Annotated in this window: 24 protein-coding genes and 1 riboswitch; of the genes, 8 read left to right on the top strand and 16 right to left on the bottom strand. The window is 68.0% G+C overall.

From position 1 onward, the window contains the following. The first annotated feature begins 36 nt into the window (after positions 1 to 36). Positions 37 to 744 (top strand): CoA transferase subunit A, encoded by a 708-nt coding sequence (locus CE453_RS27185; protein ID WP_089177436.1) that lies wholly within the window; start codon positions 37 to 39, stop codon positions 742 to 744. A 10-nt stretch (positions 745 to 754) separates the two neighbouring features. Next, positions 755 to 1,408: a 3-oxoacid CoA-transferase subunit B gene (locus CE453_RS27180; protein ID WP_089177435.1), complete on the top strand. Its 654-nt coding sequence runs from the start codon at positions 755 to 757 to the stop codon at positions 1,406 to 1,408. On the opposite strand, the gene CE453_RS27175 is transcribed toward CE453_RS27180, so the two are convergent. Next, positions 1,392 to 2,330 carry a LysR family transcriptional regulator gene (locus CE453_RS27175; RefSeq protein WP_089178174.1) on the bottom strand — a complete coding sequence of 313 codons (939 nt, stop codon included), beginning with the start codon at positions 2,328 to 2,330 and terminating at the stop codon, positions 1,392 to 1,394. The genes CE453_RS27180 and CE453_RS27175 overlap by 17 nt on opposite strands. Positions 2,331 to 2,420: 90 nt before the next feature. On the opposite strand from CE453_RS27175, the gene CE453_RS27170 reads away from it, so the two are divergent. Beyond that, on the top strand, positions 2,421 to 3,659 hold the full coding sequence (locus CE453_RS27170; RefSeq protein ID WP_248307894.1) for an MFS transporter: 1,239 nt from the start codon (positions 2,421 to 2,423) through the stop codon (positions 3,657 to 3,659). A gap of 3 nt (positions 3,660 to 3,662) precedes the next feature. Here CE453_RS27170 and bluB read toward each other — a convergent pair whose 3' ends face one another. The 5 genes from bluB to cbiE are packed head-to-tail and all read right to left on the bottom strand — an operon-like array spanning position 3,663 to position 8,001. Then, positions 3,663 to 4,274, bottom strand: a complete 612-nt coding sequence (bluB, locus tag CE453_RS27165; protein ID WP_089177434.1) for a 5,6-dimethylbenzimidazole synthase — start codon at positions 4,272 to 4,274, stop codon at positions 3,663 to 3,665. After that, positions 4,271 to 5,599: a cobyrinate a,c-diamide synthase gene (locus CE453_RS27160; RefSeq protein WP_089177433.1), complete on the bottom strand. Its 1,329-nt coding sequence runs from the start codon at positions 5,597 to 5,599 to the stop codon at positions 4,271 to 4,273. Before CE453_RS27160 ends, bluB begins: the two co-directional genes overlap by 4 nt. Continuing rightward, entirely contained in the window at positions 5,596 to 6,360 is a 765-nt protein-coding gene (gene cobM / locus CE453_RS27155) for a precorrin-4 C(11)-methyltransferase (RefSeq protein ID WP_089177432.1), read from the bottom strand. The genes CE453_RS27160 and cobM overlap by 4 nt, the downstream gene beginning before the upstream one ends. 13 nt (positions 6,361 to 6,373) lie before the next feature. Then, entirely contained in the window at positions 6,374 to 6,766 is a 393-nt protein-coding gene (locus tag CE453_RS27150; RefSeq protein WP_157733228.1) for a cobalamin biosynthesis protein, read from the bottom strand. Further along, positions 6,763 to 8,001, bottom strand: a complete 1,239-nt coding sequence (gene cbiE / locus CE453_RS27145) for a precorrin-6y C5,15-methyltransferase (decarboxylating) subunit CbiE (protein ID WP_089178171.1) — start codon at positions 7,999 to 8,001, stop codon at positions 6,763 to 6,765. Before cbiE ends, CE453_RS27150 begins: the two co-directional genes overlap by 4 nt. Positions 8,002 to 8,008: 7 nt before the next feature. Between cbiE and CE453_RS27140 the strand changes: the two genes are divergently transcribed. Next, the gene (locus CE453_RS27140) at positions 8,009 to 8,773 is read left to right on the top strand and encodes a cobalt-precorrin-6A reductase (protein WP_089177431.1); all 765 of its coding nucleotides are present in this window, start codon (positions 8,009 to 8,011) and stop codon (positions 8,771 to 8,773) included. Here CE453_RS27140 and cobJ read toward each other — a convergent pair. The 9 genes from cobJ to CE453_RS27095 are packed head-to-tail and all read right to left on the bottom strand — an operon-like array spanning position 8,716 to position 17,963. Further along, positions 8,716 to 9,507 (bottom strand): precorrin-3B C(17)-methyltransferase, encoded by a 792-nt coding sequence (gene cobJ, locus CE453_RS27135; RefSeq protein WP_089177430.1) that lies wholly within the window; start codon positions 9,505 to 9,507, stop codon positions 8,716 to 8,718. The two genes, CE453_RS27140 and cobJ, sit on opposite strands and share 58 nt — an antisense overlap. Continuing rightward, positions 9,504 to 10,244 (bottom strand): precorrin-2 C(20)-methyltransferase, encoded by a 741-nt coding sequence (locus CE453_RS27130; RefSeq protein WP_472840965.1) that lies wholly within the window; start codon positions 10,242 to 10,244, stop codon positions 9,504 to 9,506. Before CE453_RS27130 ends, cobJ begins: the two co-directional genes overlap by 4 nt. 4 nt (positions 10,245 to 10,248) lie before the next feature. Further along, a complete protein-coding gene (locus tag CE453_RS27125) occupies positions 10,249 to 10,881 on the bottom strand; it encodes a precorrin-8X methylmutase (protein WP_089177428.1) in 633 nt (210 codons plus the stop codon). Then, complete coding sequence (cobG, locus tag CE453_RS27120) at positions 10,878 to 12,167, bottom strand: precorrin-3B synthase (RefSeq protein ID WP_089177427.1); 1,290 nt, start codon at positions 12,165 to 12,167, stop codon at positions 10,878 to 10,880. The genes CE453_RS27125 and cobG overlap by 4 nt, the downstream gene beginning before the upstream one ends. Then, positions 12,164 to 15,520, bottom strand: coding sequence for a cobaltochelatase subunit CobN (gene cobN / locus CE453_RS27115; RefSeq protein WP_089177426.1), 3,357 nt, complete (start codon positions 15,518 to 15,520; stop codon positions 12,164 to 12,166). The genes cobG and cobN overlap by 4 nt, the downstream gene beginning before the upstream one ends. 9 nt (positions 15,521 to 15,529) lie before the next feature. After that, positions 15,530 to 16,600: a cobalamin biosynthesis protein CobW gene (gene cobW, locus CE453_RS27110; RefSeq protein ID WP_089177425.1), complete on the bottom strand. Its 1,071-nt coding sequence runs from the start codon at positions 16,598 to 16,600 to the stop codon at positions 15,530 to 15,532. A 4-nt stretch (positions 16,601 to 16,604) separates the two neighbouring features. Beyond that, a complete protein-coding gene (locus CE453_RS27105) occupies positions 16,605 to 16,994 on the bottom strand; it encodes a DUF1636 family protein (protein ID WP_089177424.1) in 390 nt (129 codons plus the stop codon). A 39-nt stretch (positions 16,995 to 17,033) separates the two neighbouring features. Next, entirely contained in the window at positions 17,034 to 17,774 is a 741-nt protein-coding gene (locus CE453_RS27100) for a CbtA family protein (RefSeq protein WP_089177423.1), read from the bottom strand. Between the two features lie 12 nt (positions 17,775 to 17,786). Next, positions 17,787 to 17,963 (bottom strand): CbtB domain-containing protein, encoded by a 177-nt coding sequence (locus tag CE453_RS27095; protein ID WP_089177422.1) that lies wholly within the window; start codon positions 17,961 to 17,963, stop codon positions 17,787 to 17,789. A gap of 36 nt (positions 17,964 to 17,999) precedes the next feature. Then, positions 18,000 to 18,185: riboswitch (cobalamin riboswitch) on the bottom strand. Between the two features lie 73 nt (positions 18,186 to 18,258). Here CE453_RS27095 and cobU point away from each other — a divergent pair. The 4 genes from cobU (at position 18,259) to CE453_RS27075 (ending at position 20,786) form a co-directional block, all read left to right on the top strand. Continuing rightward, positions 18,259 to 18,777, top strand: coding sequence for a bifunctional adenosylcobinamide kinase/adenosylcobinamide-phosphate guanylyltransferase (cobU, locus tag CE453_RS27090; protein ID WP_089178170.1), 519 nt, complete (start codon positions 18,259 to 18,261; stop codon positions 18,775 to 18,777). Then, positions 18,777 to 19,385, top strand: coding sequence for a cob(I)yrinic acid a,c-diamide adenosyltransferase (gene cobO, locus CE453_RS27085; RefSeq protein WP_089177421.1), 609 nt, complete (start codon positions 18,777 to 18,779; stop codon positions 19,383 to 19,385). Before cobU ends, cobO begins: the two co-directional genes overlap by 1 nt. Positions 19,386 to 19,965: 580 nt before the next feature. Then, complete coding sequence (locus CE453_RS27080; protein ID WP_089177420.1) at positions 19,966 to 20,229, top strand: hypothetical protein; 264 nt, start codon at positions 19,966 to 19,968, stop codon at positions 20,227 to 20,229. A gap of 284 nt (positions 20,230 to 20,513) precedes the next feature. Beyond that, positions 20,514 to 20,786: a hypothetical protein gene (locus CE453_RS27075; RefSeq protein WP_089177419.1), complete on the top strand. Its 273-nt coding sequence runs from the start codon at positions 20,514 to 20,516 to the stop codon at positions 20,784 to 20,786. A 22-nt stretch (positions 20,787 to 20,808) separates the two neighbouring features. Here CE453_RS27075 and CE453_RS27070 read toward each other — a convergent pair whose 3' ends face one another. Continuing rightward, positions 20,809 to 22,212 carry an O-antigen ligase family protein gene (locus CE453_RS27070; protein WP_089177418.1) on the bottom strand — a complete coding sequence of 468 codons (1,404 nt, stop codon included), beginning with the start codon at positions 22,210 to 22,212 and terminating at the stop codon, positions 20,809 to 20,811. Between the last annotated feature and the right edge of the window lies 1 nt (position 22,213).

Raw genomic sequence — 22,213 nt, 5'->3', positions numbered from 1 at the left:
GCCGCGCCGGCGGCAGTGTGATTGAGGGTACGGCTGATGAAGAAGGTTTATCCCGACGCGAAAGCGGCGCTGGCGGGCGCGATCAAGGACGGCATGACGATCTGCGCCGGCGGCTTCGGGCTGTGCGGCATTCCGGACGTGCTGATCGAGGCGGTGCGCGAGAGCGGCGCCAAGGACCTGACCTTCGTCTCCAACAATGCCGGCATCGATGGCGCCGGCCTCGGCGTCCTGCTTGAGACGCGTCAGATCCGGAAGATGATCTCGTCCTATGTCGGCGAGAACAAGCTCTTCGCCCAGCAATACCTCGCCGGCGAGCTCGAGCTCGAATTCACCCCGCAGGGTACTCTGGCCGAGCGCATCCGCGCCGGCGGCGCCGGCATCCCGGCCTTCTACACCAAGACCGGCGTCGGCACGCTGGTCGCGGAAGGCAAGGAGGAACGCGAATTCGATGGCGAGCGCTACATCATGGAGCGCGGCATCTTCGCGGATGTCTCGCTGGTCCATGCCTGGAAGGGCGACACCGAGGGCAACCTCGTCTACCGCAAGACCGCCCGCAACTTTAACCCGATGATGGCGACCGCCTCGCGGCTGACCGTCGCGCAGGTCGAGCACTTGGTCGAGCCGGGCGAGATCGACCCCGACCAGATCCATACGCCGGGCATCTTCGTGAAGCGGATCGTCCACCTCGCCAATCCGGTCAAGCGCATCGAGCAGCGCACGACCCGTCCGCGCCCGACTGCCTGAGGAGACCGCCATGGCCTGGACCCGCGAACAGATCGCCCAGCGCGCCGCCAAGGAGCTGAAGGACGGCTTCTACGTCAATCTCGGCATCGGCATCCCGACGCTCGTCTCGAACTACATTCCGGACGGCGTCTCGGTGCAGCTCCAGTCGGAGAACGGCATGCTCGGCATGGGCCCCTTCCCCTATGAGGGCGAGGAGGACCCGGACCTGATCAATGCCGGCAAGCAGACCATCACCGAATTGCCGACGACGAGCTATTTCTCGTCCGCCGATTCTTTCGGGATGATCCGCGGCGGCCATATCGACCTCTCCATCCTCGGCGCCATGCAGGTCGCCCAGAACGGCGACCTCGCCAACTGGATGATCCCCGGCAAGGTGGTGAAGGGCATGGGCGGCGCCATGGACCTCGTCGCCGGCGTCAAGAAGGTCGTCGTGGTGATGGAGCATGTCGCCAAGAACAAGGACGGCTCGGAATCGCCGAAGCTGCTCAAGGCCTGCGACCTGCCGCTGACCGGCGCCGGCGTGGTCGACATGGTCATCACCGACCTCGGTGTCTTCGCCATCGACGAGAATGGCGGCGGCATGACGCTGATCGAGCTCGCCGACGGCGTCACGCTCGACGAGGTCAAGGCGAAGACGGAAGGCGAGTTCAAGGTCGCGCTCTGACGCCAGCCTCTGGCTCCGGCGGTCCGGCACAGAGCCGGGCCAGCGCCGTGGCGAAGCTGCGGGCCGCGGGCCCGAGCGGTTCGTCGAGGCGATGGCCGAGATAGGCCTCCATTGGCAACTGGGCTCGCCGACCGAGCGCTCCGGTGCCGACCCGCACCAGCCGCCCCTTTTCCAGGTCGTCCGCAGCCAGCCAACCCGGCAGGCGGCCCCAGCCCAACCCTGCCAGGATCATGGCCTGCTTGATGTCCTGTCCGCCGACGCGGCAGGTCCGCGGCGAGATCACGCCGATGTCGCGTTCCGCTGTCAGGGGCGAGCGGTCGAACTGCACGATCTGAAGATGGTTGGCCAGCGCGGCCGCATCGAGTGGGCCTGAGGCGCGGGCGAGCGGATGCGAGGCCGCCACGACAGCGATCATGTTGATCGAGGTCAGGGCCTCCATCGCGATCCGGGGATCGCGGAAGCTCTCGCCGACGATGATCGCGAGCTGGCTGCGCTTCTCCAGCAAAGCGGTGATCGGGCCGCCCAGTGCCTCGGCCGAGAGTCGGATCGCGACGGACGGATAGGCTGCGCTGACCTCGGCCAGGGCCGTGCCCACCAGCAGCGGGGGGAACAGCACGTCGACGGTCAGGGCCAGCTCCAGCTCGACTCCACTGCTCAGGCCTCGTGCCCGGGCCCGCATCGCATCGACCCGCAACAGCACGTCGCGGACATGGACAAGCAGCGCCTTGCCCTCCGCCGTCAGGAGGGGGCGGTGGCCGCTGCGGTCGAACAGGCTCACACCCAGCGTGTCTTCGAGCCTGGCGATGGCGTGGCTGACGGCGGATTGCACGCGATCGAGCTTGAGCGCGGCCGCCCTGAAGCTGCCGGCTTCGGCGACGGTCAGGAACATCCGCATCTGATCCAGCGACAGCGCGTCCAGCATGATCGATTCCATAGATCGGTTCGATGCGAATTATCTCACTTCCATCGATGATGCGGAAGCGGCATCACCTGAGCCTTGCAGGAGGCGCCCGTGTTGCGTGGAACTGACGAGCCGTCCGGAACGGCGATCTTTCCGGAGCGGAGTGGCTCCGCTGCCCCAAGGACCGACTGGCCAGTGGTCGCCGTGGTCGTCCTGGGTGGGGTCGCTGCGTCGTTGCAGATCGGCAAGGGCATGATCGCCATCCCGCTGCTCCAGGCCGATCTTCATTGGGATCTCGCGACGCTGGGCTGGGTCACCTCGGTCTTTGCCTTTCTAGGCCTGGTCGGGGGTGTTCCGGCCGGGGCACTGGCCGCCCGCTTTGGTGACAAGCGGTTGATGGTGACCGGCCTTTTTGGTCTCGCATGTGGCAGCATGGCCGGCGCTGCGGCCCCCGGCCTCGGGCTGCTGCTGGTCGCGCGGCTGGTCGAGGGCGCTGGCTTTCTCCTGATTTCCACGACGGGGCCAGCCATTCTGCGTCGCTCCACACAAGGTCGCCATCGTGAGATCGCCATGGCGCTGTGGAGCTGCTTCATGCCGGCCGGGATGGCGCTGGCCATGCTCGCCGGGCCGCTTTTCGACGGCTGGCGTGCCATCTGGCTGGCCGGCGCCGGCACGGCTCTTCTGGCTGCGGCGGCGGTCGCGTTGCGCGTGCCGGCCGCATCCTTGGGTGCGGCTCCGGTCTGGCGCGATCTCGTCGCCGATGCGCTCGGCATGTTCAGGGCCACTGCCCCATTGCGGCTGGCGCTATGTTTTGCCTTCTACGCGATGATGACCTTCGCCCTGTTCAGCTTCCTGCCGGTGCTGCTGATCGAGCGCATGCAGAGTTCGCTGGCGGTGGTCGGGCCGTTAAGCGCCCTGGCCATCGCCTCGAACATCGCTGGCAACCTTGCTGCGGGCGTGCTGCTGGGGCGCGGCATTCTGCGCGCGGCGCTGATCGGCGGGGCGAGTATCGTCATGGGCGTTTCGGCTGCCCTCATCTTCCTGCCGTTGCTGCCAAACTTCGCCACCTTCCTGTTCTGCATGCTGTTCTCGGCCGCGGGCGGCCTGATCCCGGCGACGCTGATCTCGTCGGCCGCCTTGCTGGCGCCGCGGCCGTCGCTCGTGCCCGCGACGATCGGCTTGATCATGCAGGGCAGCAATCTCGGCCAGGTTGCGGGGCCGATCGCGGTCGGCCTTGTCATCGCGCGAGCGGGCTGGCCCGCCGCCGCGATGCTCGTCGCCGCGCTGGCCCTGTCGGCTCTGCTGACGGCTCTGGCCCTGCGCCGCGATTTCCGTGCCATCTCGGCCTGAGGGTCAGGGCTGTTCCCAGCCGGCTCTGACCAGTTCGGGCACGTCGCACGCCTCGTCTGGCCAGCCGACGCAGAGATAGGCGATCAGCTTCCAGCCCGGCGGGGCTCCGAGCGCAGCTGTGACCGCATCGGGTTCGAGGATCGAGACCCAGCCGACCCCGAGACCATGGACGCGTGCCGCCAGCCAGAACTGGGTGATTGCCGCGACGACCGAATAATCCAGCATCTCCGGCATGGTCTTTCGGCCGAGACCGTGGCCGCGTTCGGTCGTGTGGTCGCAGAACACGGCGAACTGCACCGGTGCGTCCTGCAAGCCTTCCAGCTTCAGCCGGGCATAAAGCGCCGCCCGCTCGCCCTCATAGGAGGCCAGCGCCTCGGCATTGCAGCGGCTGAAGCTGGCCTGCACGGCTGCGCGTTGGTCTGCTTCTTCAACGGACAGCCAGCGCCAGGGCTGCGAATGACCGACCGAGGGCGAAAGCTGTGTCTGGGTCAGGAGTGCCTCGATCAGCCCGGCCGGAACACTGTCGCGCCGGAACCGCCTTACGTCGCGCCGCCAGCGCAGCAATTCCGCGAACTGCCCGGCAAAGGCCGCGTCGAAGACCGGCGGCCTACTCACGCTGGCGTCGCCAGCGCGATGGCATGGAAGAACGAGCCCGTGACTCGTCCGCGCCGGCTTCCCGTTGCGGCCGGTGGCGAGCCATGCGGATCGCTGACGATGGCGAAAGGTGGGTCCTCCCCCTGCGCGACGATACTGGCATAGTGGAATTCATGGCCGGTCAGCACGGTGCCGGCCGGTCCGAGCGGGCCATCGGCCTCCAGCACCGCCCGGCGGTAGCCGAGATTCATCTTCCGCTTGGCGAAGGAGGTCTCGACCGAGAGCAGCCCGGCCATCGCGTGGGTCGCGGCATCGGCATCGGTGAGCGTCCGCCCGAGCACCATGTAGCCGCCGCACTCGCCATGGACCGGCCGGGTTTCCGCGAAGCGTCGCAAGCCGTCGAGAAAGCGGTCGGCGGCAGCGATCGTGCCCGCATGCAGCTCCGGATAGCCACCCGGCAGCCAGCAGGCGTCGCAATGCTCCGGCGGCGGCTCGTCCGCGAGCGGCGAGAATGGCACCAATTCGGCGCCCGCCGCGCGCCAGCCGGCCTCGACATGCGGGTAGACGAAGGAGAAGGCGGCATCGCGCGCGATCGCGATCCGCCGACCGGGCGGGGAAAGCGGCGGGGCGTCGCGGCCGGTTTCGGCCGGCAGCGTCGTTTCGCCGGCGGCTGCGATCACCGCGTCGAGATCGATGGCCGCCGCGACGGCCTCGGCCAGCGCGTCGAGCCTCGCATGCAGGTCGGCCGTCTCGCCGGCCTGTACCAGCCCGAGATGGCGCTCGGGCAGGATCAGGCTGGCCTCGCGCGGCAGTGCGCCGAGCACGGGCAGGCCAACCCGGTCCATGCCCTGTCGCACCAACCGTTCGTGGCGCGCGCTCGCGACCTTGTTGAGGATCACACCGGCGACGCGGATGCGCGGGTCGTAGGCTTTGCAGCCGAGTGCGACGGCCGCTGCCGACTGCGCCGCTCCCGAGACGTCGATGACGAGAATGACGGGCCAGCCGGTCAGCGCGGCGATGTCGGCGCTGGCGCCGGTATGCCCTTCAGGCCCCGGCACGGCGTCGAACAGCCCCATCGAGCCTTCGGCAATGACGATGTCGGCAGCTCCGACGGCTTCGCCGGCGATCCGACCGAGCAGCCTGTCCGTCATCGCGTAGCTGTCGAGATTGGCGCTTGGCGCTCCGGTCGCTGCGGCATGGAAGGCCGGGTCGATATAATCGGGGCCGCATTTCAGTCCGCGCACGGTCAACCCGCGCCGGACGAGTGCGCGCTGCAAGCCGAGCGTGATGGTGGTCTTGCCCGAGCCGGAGCGTGGCGCGGCGATGAGAAGTCCGCGCCCGCTCATTGGCCGCCTCGCGGCCGAAAGCGGCGGTCGTAATCGATGGAGTAGAGCGCGCTTTCACCGAACTCATCGGCGGCCAGTGCCGGCCCGACCAGGATCAGCGCCGTCCGCTCCAGCGCGCTTGCCCGCACCTGTTCGGCAATGCCGGCTAAGTGATCGCGCAAGATGGTCTCGTCCCGCCAAGTTGCGCGGAAGACCACGGCGACGGGGCAGTCTGCTCCATAGAAGGGTATCAGCTCCGCCACGACCTGCTCGATCACGTGGATCGAGAGGTGAATAGCGAGCGTGGTGCCGGATGCGGCGAAGGTCGCGAGCTTCTCCTTCTCCGGCATGGCCGAGGCGCGGCCGGAGGTGCGCGTCAGCACCAGCGATTGCGCCACGCCGGGCAGCGTCAGCTCGCGCTTCAACGCGGCAGCGGCGGCTGCGAAGGCGGGCACGCCGGGCGTCACCGTATAGGGAATACCAAGTCGGTCGAGCCGGCGCATCTGTTCGCCACAGGCGCTCCAGATCGAGAGATCACCGGAATGCAGGCGCGCCACATCCTGCCCGGAACGATGCGCGGCTTCCATCTCGACGATGATCGCATCGAGAGCGAGCGGGGCGGTGTCGACGATCCGCGCGCCGGGCGGGCACCAGCCCAGCATCGCCTGCGGGATCAACGAGCCGGCATAGAGACAGACCGGGCAGGAGGCGATGAGATCGCGCCCGCGCAGGGTGATGAGATCGGGCGCGCCGGGCCCGGCGCCGATGAAATGAATGGTCATGCAGGGCGCGGTTTCATGGTGTTGTCCTGGCGAGTGCGCAGGTGACGCGCCCGGTCGCGATCCGCGGCTGGACGAGCGTGCCGCCTGGCCCGGCCGCGGCGAGCGCGGCCGCCTCCGCCACAGAGCCGACGCCGTAGAGCGAGGCGATCCGGGTCGAGCGCGTCGCGCAGGCGGCTTCGAAACCTTTCAGCGCCTCATCGGGGATGGCGACGAGCTCCGCCGAACGGTCGGCCGCGGCCGCGACCATGCCAGCTTCCGTGGCGCGGCTCGCCAGCGTGGCGAAGCGCGGCGTCGCCGCACCTGACAGCCCGGCGATCGCCAGCGCCTCGTCGAGGCAGGCGAGGATATCCGTGGCCTCGGTGCCGGGCCTGATGCCGATGCCGGCGACGAGGCGGCCGATGCTCAAGGCTTCTCCACCCGCCACTGCGTCACCGGCATTGCCGGGCGCCAGCCATGTTTGCCGCCGACGGGGGCGAGGCGATCGATCGAGATCCGACGCAGCGATCCGCCATGTTCGGCGTGGAGCGCGGCGAGCTTCGCCTCGCCCTCGATGGTGACGACGTTGGCGACGAGCCGCCCGCCCGGCTTCAGCGCCGCCCAGGCGGCATCGAACAGCCCGTCCTCGGTCAGCCCGCCGCCGATGAAGACGGCATCCGGCGCCTCGCGCCCGACGAAGCCGGCTGGGGCCGCGCCGACGACCTCGACGGAAAGCCCACCGAGTTCGAGCTTGTTGCGGGCGATGCGCTCGGCCCGGTCGGCACGCGCCTCGAAGGCAGTGGCGCGATTGCGGACATGGCGCTGGCACCATTCGACGGCGACCGAACCCGAACCCGCACCAACGTCCCAGAGCAACTCGCCGGCGCGCGGTGCCAGTGCCGAGAGCGTGATGGCCCGGATCTCCGATTTGGTGATCTGGCCGTCATGGGCGAACCATTCTTCGTCCAGTCCCGGCGTCAGCGGCAGGATGCGCGAATCGTGGGTGGCGGCGACCTCCACGGCGATCAGGTTGAGCGGGACGATATCGTCGAGGGCGAAGGTGTCGGCACGGGTCTCACGGATGCGCTCTTGCGGCCCGCCGAGCGATTCCATCACCACGATCCGGCTGGCGCCCATGCCCCGCGCGGTCATCAGTTCGGCGACGGCACGCGGTGTGGTCTCGTCCCAGGAGAGCGCAAGGATGCGCGCCTCGGGCTGCAGATGCGGCACGATCCGGTAGAGCGTGCGGCCATGCAGCGAAACCAGGGCGCATTCCTCCTGCGGCCAGCGCATCCGCGCGCAGGCCATCGAGAAGGAGGAGAGCTGTGGGATGATCCGCATCTCCTCGGCCGGAATCGCGCGGCTCAGGCTGTTGCCGATGCCGTAATGGAACGGATCGCTGGTCGCCAGCACGCAGACCTTGCGGCCGCGCTCCTTGAGGATCTGCGGCAGGGCGTTGCGGAAGGGCTGGGGCCAGGGGCGCAATTCGCCCGGGACCTTGCCGACCAGTGCGATATGCCGCTCGCCGCCGAAGACGATCTCGGCGTCGTTCAGCGCAGCCAATGCCTCGCGGCAAAGACCCGTTGCGCCGTCCTCGCCGAGGCCGACCAGTGTGAGCCAGGGCGCATCTTGCCGGCTCGACAGCGCATCCGATTCACGTAACATTGTCGCCATGACCGTCCTCATCCTTGGCGGAACGAGCGAAGCTGCTGCGCTTGACCAGCTTCTCGCTGAGCAGGCACCGGACATTCGCGCCATTATCTCGCTGGCGGGGCACACCGTCGATCCCCGGCCGACGAATCTGCCGGTGCGCATCGGCGGCTTCGGCGGCGTCGAGGGGCTGCGGCGTTATCTCGTCGAGGAAGGCATCGTCGCCGTCGTCGATGCGACCCATCCCTTCGCGGCCATCATGCCGTTCCATGCCGAGCACGCCTGCAAGGCCGAAAGCGTGCCGCTGCTCGCGATCCGCCGCGAATCCTGGAAGCCGCGTAATGGCGACCGCTGGAAATCCGTGCCCGATATCGAGGGCGCCGTGCAGGCGCTGGGTGACGAACCGAGGCGCGTCTTCCTGACTGTGGGCCGGCTCGAATTGCCGGCTTTCGCCGATGCCCCGCAGCATCGTTACCTGGTGCGCGCCATCGAGCCGATCGGCGATCGTTTGCCGGTGCCGCATGTCGATGTCATCCAGCAGCGTGGCCCCTTCGACGCCGACGACGAGGAAGACTTGATGCGCCGCGAGGGCATCGAGCTCCTGGTCAGCAAGAATTCCGGCGGGCCGGCGACGGTCGGCAAGCTCGTGGCGGCGCGCCGGCTTTCGCTGCCGGTGGTGATGGTCGAGCGGCCGCCCAAGCCCGATGTCGAGACCGTCGACCATATCGATCAGGTCCTGCCCTGGCTGGTGGCGCAGGGGCTCTTCGTCACCGAGCGCGGCGTGTAGACGTAAGGCGCGGCGCCTTCGCGCGCGATCAGTCTTGTGCTCGACGCGCCGATTATCACCAGCGTCGCCATGTCGGCCGAGCTCGCGGCCGCGACCGCCTCGGCCAGCGTCAGAATGCGCAGGTTTTCATCCGGTCGCCCGATCGCGCGGGCGAAGAGCATCGGCGTGTTCGCTTCGCGATGCTGCGACGCCAGCTCCAGCGTCCTGCCGAGCTGCCAGGGCCGCGCCTTTGAGATCGGATTGTAGAGGCAGATCACGAAATCGGCGGCGAGCGCCGCGGCCAGCCGCGCCGTCACGACCTCCCAGGGCTTGAGATTGTCCGAGAGCGAGATCGCGCAGAAATCCCCGCCGAGCGGCGCGCCGGCGCGCGCCGCGGCAGCCAGCATCGCGGTAATGCCTGGCTCGACTGTGATCTGAATCGCGCGCCAGCCCGGCTCGCCTGCTTCCAGCGCCTCGAACACCGCCGCCGCCATGGCGAAGACGCCGGGGTCGCCGCCAGAGACGACCGCGACCTTGCGTCCTCCCGCCGCGAGCCGCAGCGCATGGGCGGCGCGCTCGACCTCGACACGATTGTCGGAGGCGTGCTTGGTCAACCCGGTCCGGTCAGGCACCCGGTCGACATAGGGGCCATAGCCGACGATGTCGGTCGCGGCGTCGAGCGCGGCCTGGGCCGCCGGCGTGATCCAGTCCGGCGTGCCGGGGCCGAGGCCGACGATGGTGAGCGAGCCCGTCACAGCCGGCGCCCTTCGCCGGGCACCAGCACCATGGCGAAATAGGGTGCCTCGTCATCGACCTTGTCGGCGAGCCGCGCCACCACCTGCCGGGCCATCGTCGCGCGCTCGACATAGATCGCGCGGCCGGCGAGTCCAGCCGTCGTCAGTGCGCGGCGCACCTTCGGCAGGTTGCGGCCGAGCTTCATGATCACGGCGGCGTCGGTATCGGCCAGCCGCCGTACCAGCTCAGCTTCCGGCAGCGTGCCAGGCAGCACGGTCATGACGTCGTCGCCCCAGGTGATCGGCGCGCCGGCCTCGCCCCAGGCGCCGGTCATGCCGGTGACGCCGGGCACGACCTCGGTCGGGAAGCGGTGCGAGAGCCGCCGCCACAGATGCATGAAGGAGCCGTAGAAGAATGGGTCGCCGTCGCAGAGCACCGCCAGCGTCCGGCCGGCCTGCATCTCGGTGGCGAGCCGCTCGGCTGCTTCCTCGTAGAAGGCCGCGATCGGCCCGTCGTAATCGGGCTCGCCCACATTGGCCTCGACGGTCACCGGGAAGCCGAGCTCGATTTCGCGGGCGGGATCGGGCGCGATGATCGCATCGGCGGTGCTGCGGGCATTCCCGCGCCGGCCGCGCTTGCAGAAATGCACCAGCCGGTCGGCCGAGAGGATGATCTCGCGCGCCCTCACCGTCATCAGGTCCGGCGCGCCGGGCCCGAGGCCGACGCCGTAGAGCAGGGTTCTGTCCGTCCCACTCACGCCGTTATTCCTTGTCCTGCGCCAGTGCATTGACGGCGGCCGCCGCCATGGCCGAGCCGCCGCGCCGTCCATGCACGACGAGGAAGGGCACGCGCCCATCCTGTGCCAGCGCCTGTTTCGATTCCGCCGCGCCGACGAAGCCGACGGGAATGCCGATCACGGCGGCAGGTTTCGGCGCACCGGCATCGAGCATCTCGAGCAGGCGGAACAGCGAAGTCGGCGCATTGCCGATGACGACGACGGAGCCGGCGAGACGCGGCTTCCACAATTCCATCGCGGCGGCGGAGCGGGTCGTGCCCATTTGCGCCGCGAGCGCCGGCACCTGCGGGTCGTCGAGCGTGCAGAGCACCTCGTTGCCGGCCGGCAGGCGGGCGCGGGTCACGCCGTTGGCGACCATCTTGGCATCGCAGAGGATCGGCGCGCCGGCCCGGAGCGCCACCTGCGCGACTTCCGCGAAGCCGGCCGACATCTCGACGTCGCGCGGCAGGTCGGTCATGCCGCAGGCATGGATCATCCGCACCACGACGCGCTCGGCCGCGCCTTCGAAGCGGGCGAGATCGGCTTCCGCGCGGATGATCGCGAAGGAGCGCTCATAGATCGCCGCCCCGTCCTGGATGTAATCGTATGCCCTGCTCAACCGCGCGATCCCGTTGAACGCACCGCCCTGGCCAGCTGTGCGTGAATGTTCTGTCCGGGCTGCAATCGCGCCTTGAGCGTTGAAAGGTCAAGCGTTGCCATCGACTTGTCCCGCGTCGTGCCGCCGAGAACCACGTCATAACGCCCTTCCCGACCGACCAGGGTGAGATCAGCGGCGGCCGGATGGGCGCAGGCCTTCACGCAGCCTGAGACATGCAGCGTCATGCCCTGCGTAAGCAGATCGGCTGCGGCGCCCGCGAGCGCAGCGGCATCCGCCATGGCCGGCGCCTCGGCACGCGAGCAGGCGGGACTGCCGGCGCAGGCCTGCACCGAGAGGCGCGGATCGTCGTCGCGGATGATCAGCTCGAGCCCATCGGCCAGCGCGACCAGGCTTTCGGCCTCGGTGCGGTGGAGATTGCGGAAGGCGAGACCTCTCCACGGCGAAAGCCGGATAGCGGCCGTACCCATCTCGATACTGGCGGCGAGCCTGTCGAGCGTCGCCGCATCGCAGCGCCCGAATGGCAGGCCGATGAGCGCGGCGAACCGATCCTCTCCCATAGCGAACAATCCGGCGCGCCGAGGCCGGGCGCGGGGCGCGGGCGCGTCCTGTTCGGGCAGGGTGCACAGGCTCGCGAGCGCTTCGTCCGGCAGATCGCGCAGGCGGCGAATGCGATCGGGCGCGGCGGAGCGCAGAGCTGCGAAGCGCCGCAGAACGGCGTCGATCTCCGCAGCGACATCGGCTTCCTGGACGGGGCCATGCCAGAGCCGATCGCCCAGGCAGAGCGCCGCCTGTCCGGGCGCGATGCCGACAAGCCTGATGTCGCCCGCAAGGCCCGCCAGCGTCTGCGGCCCGCCATCATCGATGACGATGCCGAGTTTGACCGGCAATCCGGAAATCCTGCGTGCGCGGGCCTCGACCTGTTCAGCCAGGGCCAGGGCATCGATCAGCTTGCTGGGGTCGTCACCGGCGAGCGGAGAAACCAGCGTCAATCGCTGCGGGCCGTCGCCGTCATGCTCGTCGACCAGATGTTCGGCCAGCAGCCGCTCGACCAGCTTTGGATGGCTCTCGGCCGTGACGCCGCGAAGCTGGAGATTGGCGCGACCCGAGATCTCGACCAGCCCGTTGCCGTATTCGGCTGCCAGTGCCGCGATCCGTCGCAGTTGTTCCGGCGTCAGCGTCGCTCCGGGCGGGTGCAGCCGGACCAGCCAGCCATCGCCCGTTTCCATCGGTCGTAGCGTGCTCGGGCACCAGCCGCGCCGCAGCGCTTCCCTGGGAAGGGCGTTCATTCCGCGGCCTCCCGCGCCAGGAAGGCACCGACCGAGTTGCGTCGGCTCGTCCAGAGCCCGCGTCGCGCCGCTTCCGCCAGTCGGGAACGGATCGAAGCGGCGGCAGGCGCATTGGCGGCTTCGAGCGCGGCCCAGACCTGCGGATCGGCGCAATAGGCCTGGAAGACCGCATCGAACAGCCCGTCCGCGACCGCATCCGTGCTGGCCGCGAAGACGAACAGCGTATCGACCGCCTCGGCCAGTTCCGCCGCGCCACGCCAGCCATGGGCGAGCTGCGAGGCGATCCAGCGCGGATGCGTCAGGCGGCCATGGACGATGCGGGCGATGTCCTCGGCCAGCGTGCGCGCCTTCGGCGCCTCGGGGTTCGAGCTGTCGAGGCTGTAGAGCGTCGGGCCGGCACCGAGAGCCTTCGCTGCCGCCGCAAGCCCGCCGATGACGTCGGCGGCGCTCGTCGCTTCGAGGATGTCGCGCCCGGCCGTGTCGCTGACATGGATGAAGGCATCTGAAGAGCGGATGCGGGCAGCGAAGCCGGCATCAGCGATGCCCACGCCCTCAGGGCCGCCATAGGCATGGTCGGAGGCCGCGAGATAGGCGGCGCCCAGCTCCTCGCGTCGCATCCAGTCGCCGTCGAGCGCGCGATCGGCCATGGCGGCGCCATAGCGGCCGGGCGCCGCCCCGAAGATGCGCGCGCCATGCTCGCCGCGGTGGCGGGCGGCCGCAGGCTCGTTCCAGTCGTCTGGCTCATCCAGCGCTGCGACGGCGCGTGCGGCCTGATCGATGAGGGCGATCTGGCCAGGGAAGGTGTCGCGAAACGTACCGGAGATGCGCAGGGTCACATCGAGGCGCGGATAGGCGAGCTTTGGCTGCGGTACGATGCTGAAGCCGGTTACACGGGTCGAGGCATGGTCCCAGAGTGGCTCGACGCCCATGAGAGCAAGCGCATGAGCGATGTCTTCGCCACCCGAGCGCAGCGTCGGCGAGGCCCACAGATCCATGAGGATCCGGCGTGGATAGTCGCCGTGATCCTGCAGATGGCGCGAGACAACCGCCTGCGCGGCCAGTTTTCCGAGCCGCGTTGCTGCGCGTGTCGGGATCGCGCGCGGATCGAGCGTCGAGAGGTTGCGGCCGGTCGGCAGGACATCGGGGCGGCCGCGATGCGGCGAGCCGGCCGGGCCGGGCGGGACGAAGCGGCCATCGAGGGCGCGAAGCAGGTTTTCGCGTTCGTTGCGGGCGGAGGCGGGGTCGGCCTCGGACTGTCCGAAGACATGCAAGCCGTCGCGGAAGGGCAGTTCGGCGATGTCGCAGAGATGAGCATCGAGCCGCGTCAGCGCCTCGTTCATCTCGGTATCGGGCGCGACGCCGCAGGAGGTGGCGAGACCGCTCGTCTCGGCCCGGGCGCGGATTTCGGCGGCGACGAGGTCGGCGCGGCGTGGATCGAGCACCTGCGCTTGCGAGAATTCCTCGACGAGATCGCGCAGCAGCGCGGTTTCGCTGGCCGCCTCCACCGCAGCCAGCGGTGGTGGCAGATGCCCGAGCGTGACGGCCGAGAGCCGCCGCTTGGCCGGCGCAGCCTCGCCGGGGTCGTCGACGACATAAGGATAGATCACCGGGAGGCCGCCGACCGCGAGGCGCGGCCAGCAGCTCGCCGAGAGCGCCACCGCCTTGCCAGGCAGCCATTCCGTGGTGCCATGCGTGCCGAGATGGATCAGCGCGTCGATGGCTTCGGTCCGGCGCAGTGCGAGGTAGAAGGCGAGATAGCCGTGTCCCGGCGGGGCGTCGGGATCATGATAGCGCGCCTTGCGGTCGGGCGTCGCATCGCGCGGCGGCTGGAGCGCGATGGTCAGGCTGCCATAGCGCACCGCGCGGAATTGGAAGGCGCCGTCGCGGCAGTCAGGGTCGGCTTCCGGGACGCCGTGGCTACCGATGAGGGCATTGCGCGCTGCGGCGGGGATGGTCGCGAACCAGTCGCGATAGGCGGCGAGCGGGATGCTCAGGCTTGTCGGGCCTGTGGTGAGCGAGGCCATAAGCAAGGCCCCCTCTGTCATTCCCGCATCGTCATCCCGGGTCAGGCCCGGGATGACGGGGGAGGTTGCAGAGCCAACCTCGTATCCCGCTTCCCCCAGCAAGGTTCGGATCGCGGTGATGCTTGCCGGCGTGTCGAGACCGACCGCGAAACCGGCTCGCCCGCCGCGCGCGGGATAGTCCGACATCACCAGTGCGAGCCGCCGCTCGGCGGCGGGCTTCTGTGCCAGTGCGATCCATTGCCGCGCGAGGTCGGCCAATGCGGCGATGCCACCCGGATCGGGCACGAGCCGGCGGATGGCGAGGCCGGTAGCCGGGTCGCTCTCCTCGGCCTTGAACGCGACGGGGATGGCGCCGATGCGCCCGTCGAACTCCGGCAGGGCCACCTGCATGGCGAGATCGGCGGCGGAGAGACCACGCGGGGAGGCCTCCCAGGCCTCACGCGGACTGCCGACGGGAACCGCCTGCAGGATTGGGCAATCGGCGCCGTCGAGCACGAAGCCCGTGCCTTCGCGGGCGGAGAAGGCGGTGGTGGTGATGATCAGCGCCGGCTTGCGTGTTGCGATCAGTGCCGCAATTTCGGCTGTGACGACCGGGTCTTTCAGGCTGGTCAGAGCGAGCGGAAGGGGTGCGAGGCCATGCGCTGCCAAGGCCGCGGCGATCGCCGCGCCCATGGCCGTGTCGCCGGCCGCAACGCCTGAACGATAGAGCAGGATCGGGACAAGCGGCCGATCGGTAGGCAAGGCGGCGAGGGCATCGCGCCACCGAAGGGGCGTGTCGCTGCTGCCAAGCGCGAAGACGGGCGCCAGCGTGAGCGGAGCGGAATGGGTTGCATCGCCCAGATCCTCATTCGCCAGATGCGCCCCGATCCGGACTAGCAACCGCCGCATGTTCTCGGTGCCGCCGCCGGCCTGGAAATAAGCCAGAAGCTCGGTCGTGAAGTCGGCTGGCACGGTCGCGTGATCGCCAAGCCGCGGATCGTCGCGTTCGTCCCCTGGCAGGATCGCGAGCGGGATGCCGCGCGAGCGACAAGCGGCACTGAGCTGCTCGATGCCATAGCGCCAGTAGTCCAGACCGCCGAGGCAGCGCACCAGCACGAAGCGGCATTGCGTCGCCGTCTTTTCGATCAGGAAATCGACGGAGAGCGGGTGTTTCAGCCGTCGGAGCGGTGCGAGACGCACCGACAGGCTGCTGTCACCTGCCGCCACCGCGAGCGCCGAGAGGTCGCTGTCGGTGAAGGAGAGGACAAGCACATCTCCCGGCGGCAGGGCGAGATCGACGGCGTCCTCGCCATCGTCGAGCCTGATCTCGCTGGTCGGGAGAAGGTGCATCGCTTCGATTTACGCCCCCGCGAGCGCCGCTTCCACGGCCTTGAGGTCGAAGCCCTTGAGGCCGATCACGGTGAGGCGCCCGTCGCGCGCTTCGCTCGCGCCCCAGGGCCGGTCGAAATGATGGCCGACGCGCCGGCCGACACCCTGCACGACGAGCCGCATCGGCTTGCCCGGCACGGCGGTGAAGCCCTTGAGTCGCAGCACGCCCTCGGCTTCGGCCGCCTTAGCGACGCGCGCCGACAATTCTTCCGACGACAAGCCTGCCGGCAGCGGCACGGCGACCGAGTCGAAATCGTCATGGTCGTGATCGTGCTCGCCCTCGCCATGATGCGACGGGCGGGCGGCAAGGTCGCTCTCGGCAGCGGCGCTTAAGCCCACGATCAGCGCCGGCTCGACCTTGCCATGCGCGGTCTCGACGATCTTGATCGCCCTGGGCAGATGCTCGGCGATCTCGGCCTTGACCCGCGCGCGGCCAGCCTCGTCGACGAGATCGCTCTTGTTGAGCAGGATCAGGTCGGCGCAGAGGATCTGGTCCTCGAAGACCTCTTCGAGCGGGTTGTCGTGCTCGACGGAAGCGTCGGCTGCCTTCTGCGCGGCGAGCGCTTCCGGATCGTCGGCGAACTGGCCCTCGGCGACCGCCGGGCCGTCGACCACGGCGATGACGCCGTCGACGGTGACCCGCGAACGGATTGCCGGCCAATTGAAAGCTGTGACGAGCGGCTTCGGCAAGGCGAGACCTGAGGTCTCGATCAGGATGTGCTCGGGCGGGTTCGGCCGGTTGAGCAGTTTCTCCAGCGCCGGCACGAAATCGTCGGCGACGGTGCAGCAGATGCAGCCGTTCGGCAGCTCGACCACATCGTCCTCGGAGCAGCCCTCGATGCCGCAGCCGGCGAGGAAGGAGCCGTCGAAGCCGAGGTCGCCGAACTCGTTGACGAGCACCGCGAGTTTCTTGCCCTGGGCATTCTCGAGGAGATGGCGCACCAGCGTCGTCTTCCCGGCGCCGAGGAAGCCGGTGATGATGGTGCAAGGGGTCTTGCTAAGCGTCGTCTTGCCGAGGTCGGTGGTCTGCGGAGCGTTCATGCTGTCATCCTTGCTGGCGCGCCGGCAAAGGCGGCACGCGCGCGACCACGCCCTTGCGGAAGGACTGCGGCCGCTCTTTCCAGGGAACGATGCCGTTGGCGCTGGCGGCATAGGCCTCCGCCGCACCGACGATCTCGTCGAGATGGGTATCGGTCTCGAGGTCGCCGATCAGATAGGTCCATTTGCCGTCGGCCGCGAAGGCAACGGTGCAGGGCCGCTTGCAGACGGCGAGGCATTCGACGGGCAGCACGGGGATCGCGCTGCCCTTGGCGATGAGGCGCTCGGCCAGCGCCTCGGCGAGCGCCAGCCCCGGCTGGTCGTAGCCCTCCGGCAGATCGGCGCGCGCCCGTCTGCACGCTGTGCAGACATGGATGGTGAGGTCTCCCTCGGACATGGCTTGCCTTTCGGGCGCGGCTTTCGCCGCGCCCACTGCCTAGCGCGCTTCGGCGCGGCGGCTTGCCCAAGGCCAGAGCGTGCCGACCGCGAAGGCGGTGACCAGCCAGAGCGCCGCCTGGATGCCGAGCGAAAGCGAGGTGAAATGCGCGGCGAGCTCGGCCGGCACCTTGCTCTCTGGCGTGGGGGCATGCGGCGCCCCGACGATGTGCGGCAGCAGGATCACGACGACGGCCAGCAGCTTGAGCCACGGCGCCTCGTGGCGCAGGAACAGGAAGAGGCCGATCGCCGTGGCGATCGCGGTCCCGATCCACCAGAGCTGGCGTTCCCGCAGCGCGGCCGAGGCCGCGCCCGGCAACTCCGGCGCGAGCCCCATCCCCGGTGCGAGGCCGAAAGCGAGGAAGCCGCAGGCGCCCCAGATCAGCGCGCGACGCTGATCGATGGTGTCGCCGGCCGCGAGCATGCCGGCAAGCAGCAACGCGGCGAAGCCGATCGCGGTCCCGATCGTGGCGGCGCTGGTGAAGAGCATGCGCTGGGCGCCGTCCTGCGGCTTCCATTCGTCATGCTCGGCGCCGGCAGCATGATCGGCACCGCCATGGGCGAGGATGATCCGCGCCCCGCCGTCGAAGGCGGCATGCGACGGCGTCGGCGCCATCATGGCGCTTTCGTAGGTCTCCGCCTTGAGGATCAGTGGAGTGGTGGTGACATGCTGGAGGGCGGCGACGATCAGCCCAGCCAGAAGCCCGGCCAGAAGGCTGACCGTGAGAACACGCGTAACCATGGAGTGCTTCCCTCAGTGGCAGGGGAAGGCGAGGCCGTGGCGGGTATCGTGCGCGGCGTTATGGACGTTGGTCGAGGCCGCGAAGCCGGTCGTGTAGACCAGCGCGATACCGACGATGAGCGCGGCCGCGACGGCCTTGACGCGCTCCGAGACGCTGGTCTGGGTGGTGGAAACCGAAACGGTGTTCATCGTGCTCTCCTTGGCCGCCCCGCCGGCAGCCGGTTGGAACTCTGCGGGTCGACGGCAGGTCTCCTGGCTCACGGGCTCGATGTCCCCCACCGCCTTCCCGGAGCGGTCGCTCCAGTGGCCGATGGCGGGGAACACCCGCTTACAGTTGCGGGGGCAGCCGCGGTGTCTCACCGCGTTCCCTTTTCACCTCCTTGCGGAGGCACCGTCACCGATCATCATTAGCCATCACCGCGTCGCTGTGCAATGCACGTTGGAGGTCTCCCGACGCGGGATCGCGAAATCGACGGCGCATGCGATGCAGAGCGAAATCTCCCATCTCACCCTGGTCCTCGGCGGCGCCCGCTCCGGCAAGAGCCGCCATGCCGAGGCGCTGATCGAGGCGTTGCCGTCACCTTGGACCTATATCGCCACCGCGCAGGCCTATGACGACGAGATGCGGGAGCGCATCGCCGAGCATCGCGCCCGCCGCCGCGCCGGTTGGGAAACCGTCGATGCGCCGCTGGCCCTCGCCGAAGCCATCGCCGCTCAGCCGGCCAGTCGCCCGATCCTGGTCGATTGCCTGACGCTCTGGCTGACCAACCTGATCCTCGCAGAGCGTGACACGGCTGCTGCGCGCGGGGCCCTGATCGCCGCTTGCGAGCGCGTTTCGGCCCCACTCGTGTTGGTGGGCAACGAGGTCGGGCTCGGCATCGTGCCGGAGAACGCGCTGGCCCGCCGCTTTCGTGACGAGGCCGGGCGGCTGCATCAGGCGCTTGCGGCGCGTGCGGCCCGCGTGGTCTTCATGGTCGCCGGATTGCCGATGCAGGTGAAGTGATGACCGATACCGAAGACGCCGCCCGCCACAAGGCGAAGATGGAGAAGCGCAAGGCGGTGCAGGACGCCGAGGTCGCCTCCAAGACGCTCGAGAAGGGGCTGCTGATCGTCAATACCGGCCCCGGCAAGGGCAAGTCGACGGCGGCCTTCGGCCTGATCCTGCGCGCGCTCGGCCATGGCTGGCGGATCGGCGTGGTGCAGTTCATCAAGGGTGCCTGGTCGACCGGAGAGCGCAAGGCCTTGGAGGCCTTCGGCGATCAGGTGAGCTGGCACAGCATGGGCGAGGGCTTCACCTGGGAGACGCAGGACAAGGCCCGCGACATCGCCGCCGCCGAACGCGCCTTCGCCAAGGCGAAGGAGCTGATGGCCGATCCGGAGATCAGGCTCTTGGTTCTTGACGAGCTCAATATCGCCCTGCGCTACGATTATCTGCCGCTTGGCGAGGTGGTTGCGACGCTGGCTGCGCGCCGCCCGGACCTCCACATCGTCGTCACCGGCCGCAACGCCAAGCCGGAGCTGATCGAGGCGGCCGATCTCGTCACCGAGATGACGCTGGTGAAGCACCATTTCGCAGCGGGCGTGAAGGCGCAGGAAGGCATCGAGTTCTGAGGACCGGCTCTGCGCTCACGGAGTCGGATCCACCTCTGAACGCCGAGGAAGATTGATTGGCATTCGAGAGCGCCTGATCTCACTTGATGAGGGCAGACGCTTCTACTCAGCGGCTAATGGCGATTTTACCCGGCCGGTGACTGCCAAGTATTGATCACTGGAATGCAAGACGGCCGCGACGATTTCCGTCCCATCGTCGCACAAGACGCTCACTCTGTCCTGGAGTGCCATCGGATCGGCAGCGGTGGTATCGCGGAGCAGAAATCGCTGCCGAATTTGTAGGTGAGCGGTATCCTGCGCCCGCTGCGCAGGGCGAGTATACCTTTTCCGGCATGCATGATTTGTCCCCGCCTCGTGGCGTCAACATGCGTCGCAGCGGTCATGTCCAAATACCGGCATGGAGACAACTGCTTGGTCAAGGGACAACGCTTCCAAGCAGAGTGCAATTTACGATTGGCTCCGCGGCGAGAATGCGCCGGTTGCTGGGCATTTTTGCAGCACATGGAACCGCAGGCAATCGGTGAGGTTTGCCATCTCAACTGGGGTCATTTCAAGATTTGGGGCGGGCATAGGATGTTCAATGCAAACGAACTCGCCTCATGTCTCCGATGCTTTCCTGTTGTTGCGCGATCCAATCGAGATGCGGCTGACCGAGGCTGCACTGGAGGCGGCCTGGGCGGTGCTAAAGCCTGGCATCGCGCAAGATCGCCGGGATACCGAACGGGAGCGGCTTGCCTACATCGTCGCTGGCTGTGCGATCATGACGAAGGATCGAGGCAAACTGATCCGGTTATCGCTGGCTCGCTTCAAGCGACGGCCGCGCCCTCGGGCAAACTGGCTATAGAGGCCATCTCCGTCATCGCGATGCAACAACACTCGCCATAGTTATCCGGGTCGCTGCCCTGCAGAGTGACGCGCTCAACCGTGCCTCGGGCAACTGGGAGGCGTCCTGTCGGCGGCGCCGCTTCGTCCTGTGCCAGATGTGGATGACAGGCTCATCCGGCCGCCGTTGAGCGCGCTTTTTTGGCAATATTCGCGCCTGTAACACCAAGCAAATCCCATAGGGCATTATATTATTGACTCTGCTGGCCGGTGGCTTTGCGGCTTGAAACCTGACATGCTCCCGACATGATTTGGTATTTTCTGCTAACCGCTGCTATCGGTTTAACCGGCGCGATCGCCAGAATGAACTGGATCGTGTTGGCTCTTGCCGGAATCGTGCTCCTTCCGATTGGGGCAGCCGGCCTGATGCTTGCCGGCGATGATGGATGGACCGCAACAGGCAAAACCTTCGCCGGACTTGTCGTTATGCAGCTTGTCTATGTCGTTGCCGGATGGGCATTCGGCCGTGGCCACAGGCGTGAGCACTCCACCGCAAAACGCGACAAGCCCTCTCTGTGACGGAGCGTGATCGGCTCCGTTATCAAAGCGGTGCCCATTGCCTCGGCGGCTCATTCCGAGACCCACCTGCGACACGCCCTGGGGGCGGAGCTATCCCAAGAATCACCGCTGCGCAAAACGCCATCGGCACAAACGAAACCAGCCCGCCGATTGTCGGCTCGGTAATGCCGTAGACCATAAAAAAGATGAGCAGGGCGATCGTCCGGTGGTCTTTCCCGCTTGCAGCTCGCCACGCGACCGCCCCCACCCCGTAGACGAACAGCAACAGCCCAACGACGCCGCCGGAAAACAAGATGTTCAGGAAGAGATTGTGTGCATGGGCGGCGGCAGCAAACAGCAAGGGATTTTTGGGCAGAATGTATTTGGCTGCACCAGCCCCGTAGCCGAACAGTGGCTGTTCCGACCAGAGTTGTAGCACGACGCTCCAGATGCGCGTGCGTCCAGTGCCGCTTGTGATCTCGTCGGACGATCCGGAACGGGACAGGAGTTCGAGGAGCTCGTCGCCAGTTCCAAGGTAGGCCAGCAGGACCAAACTCACCACGAAAGCGGCGATCGCAAGCTTGAGTGCCTGGTTGCCCTTGACCCAATTGGCGTAAAGTAGCGCTGCCCCCAGGCCCGCCATCGCCATCCGATTGTTGCTCAGCAGGAGGCAGGCGGCGAACACGCCGAGCGCTGCGATGCGCAGCCATCGATTTCCCGACAGGGCGGGCGTCAGCAAGGCCAGGATGATTCCAACCGCTGCGGCACCGCCCGCGGCGTTGGCCGTGCCGAAGACGCCCTGTAGACGCCATGTCGGCACGAAAGCTCCGTTCACCCAATCGCTCATGCGTCCGAGCGACGGCACGATAACATAGGCCGTGATGGACAGCAGGCACAGGATGAGACAGGAGGCGATCAGTGCTCTGACGAGATTCTCTCGGTTCAGCAGGCAGGCCGCACCATAGAGCAGCAGAAACGCCGCCAGGTTGGAACTCGTCTCCACCAGCGCAAGGGCCGGCGTAGCCGTGATGAACGACGTCAGCATCATGTAGACGAAGAATGCGCACCAGACGAAAAATGCCCGGTCGTGATTCCGCAATCCGATTCTGAGAATGGCTACCGCAGCCATGAGGCCGGTAAGCCCGATGGCCAGGAGCTTGAGCATGATCTGGACATCGATCGATTTGTCGTCGATGGCGCGCAGCCGGAAAACCGCGCTGAGGATGATCGTCAGAACGATGATCATCCTGTAGGCGTGCCGGCCATCCCAAGCGATTGCGCGCTCGACGAAGATCAGTCCGACCGGCACGCCGACGGCGCCCAGCAGACATCCCAGCGCAAGAACATCCCCAGTGATGGCGGCGCCGGCGGCGAGAGTGCCCACAACAGCCAGGAGCATGGCCCCGGCCGTAATCGTCAGCACCGCCCGAGTTTCGGTCAGGATCACG

The sequence above is a fragment of the Bosea sp. AS-1 genome, from assembly GCF_002220095.1.
Taxonomy (GTDB): Bacteria; Pseudomonadota; Alphaproteobacteria; order Rhizobiales; family Beijerinckiaceae; genus Allobosea.
The sequence above is the reverse complement of the archived record's forward strand: the minus strand, read 5'-3'. Positions and strand labels throughout refer to the sequence as shown.

Bases quoted from the DNA above. Each gene is read 5' to 3' on its own strand.
- CE453_RS27185 (WP_089177436.1), top strand. From the start codon at position 37: ATGAAGAAGGTTTATCCCGACGCGAAAGCGGCGCTGGCGGGCGCGATC.
- CE453_RS27180 (WP_089177435.1), top strand. From the start codon at position 755: ATGGCCTGGACCCGCGAACAGATCGCCCAGCGCGCCGCCAAGGAGCTG.
- CE453_RS27175 (WP_089178174.1), bottom strand. From the start codon at position 2,330: ATGCTGGACGCGCTGTCGCTGGATCAGATGCGGATGTTCCTGACCGTC.
- CE453_RS27160 (WP_089177433.1), bottom strand. From the start codon at position 5,599: ATGAGCGGGCGCGGACTTCTCATCGCCGCGCCACGCTCCGGCTCGGGC.
- cobM (WP_089177432.1), bottom strand. From the start codon at position 6,360: ATGACCATTCATTTCATCGGCGCCGGGCCCGGCGCGCCCGATCTCATC.
- cbiE (WP_089178171.1), bottom strand. From the start codon at position 8,001: ATGTTACGTGAATCGGATGCGCTGTCGAGCCGGCAAGATGCGCCCTGG.
- CE453_RS27140 (WP_089177431.1), top strand. From the start codon at position 8,009: ATGACCGTCCTCATCCTTGGCGGAACGAGCGAAGCTGCTGCGCTTGAC.
- cobG (WP_089177427.1), bottom strand. From the start codon at position 12,167: ATGAACGCCCTTCCCAGGGAAGCGCTGCGGCGCGGCTGGTGCCCGAGC.
- cobN (WP_089177426.1), bottom strand. From the start codon at position 15,520: ATGCACCTTCTCCCGACCAGCGAGATCAGGCTCGACGATGGCGAGGAC.
- cobW (WP_089177425.1), bottom strand. From the start codon at position 16,600: ATGAACGCTCCGCAGACCACCGACCTCGGCAAGACGACGCTTAGCAAG.
- CE453_RS27105 (WP_089177424.1), bottom strand. From the start codon at position 16,994: ATGTCCGAGGGAGACCTCACCATCCATGTCTGCACAGCGTGCAGACGG.
- CE453_RS27100 (WP_089177423.1), bottom strand. From the start codon at position 17,774: ATGGTTACGCGTGTTCTCACGGTCAGCCTTCTGGCCGGGCTTCTGGCT.
- CE453_RS27095 (WP_089177422.1), bottom strand. From the start codon at position 17,963: ATGAACACCGTTTCGGTTTCCACCACCCAGACCAGCGTCTCGGAGCGC.
- cobU (WP_089178170.1), top strand. From the start codon at position 18,259: ATGCAGAGCGAAATCTCCCATCTCACCCTGGTCCTCGGCGGCGCCCGC.
- cobO (WP_089177421.1), top strand. From the start codon at position 18,777: ATGACCGATACCGAAGACGCCGCCCGCCACAAGGCGAAGATGGAGAAG.
- CE453_RS27080 (WP_089177420.1), top strand. From the start codon at position 19,966: ATGCAAACGAACTCGCCTCATGTCTCCGATGCTTTCCTGTTGTTGCGC.
- CE453_RS27075 (WP_089177419.1), top strand. From the start codon at position 20,514: ATGATTTGGTATTTTCTGCTAACCGCTGCTATCGGTTTAACCGGCGCG.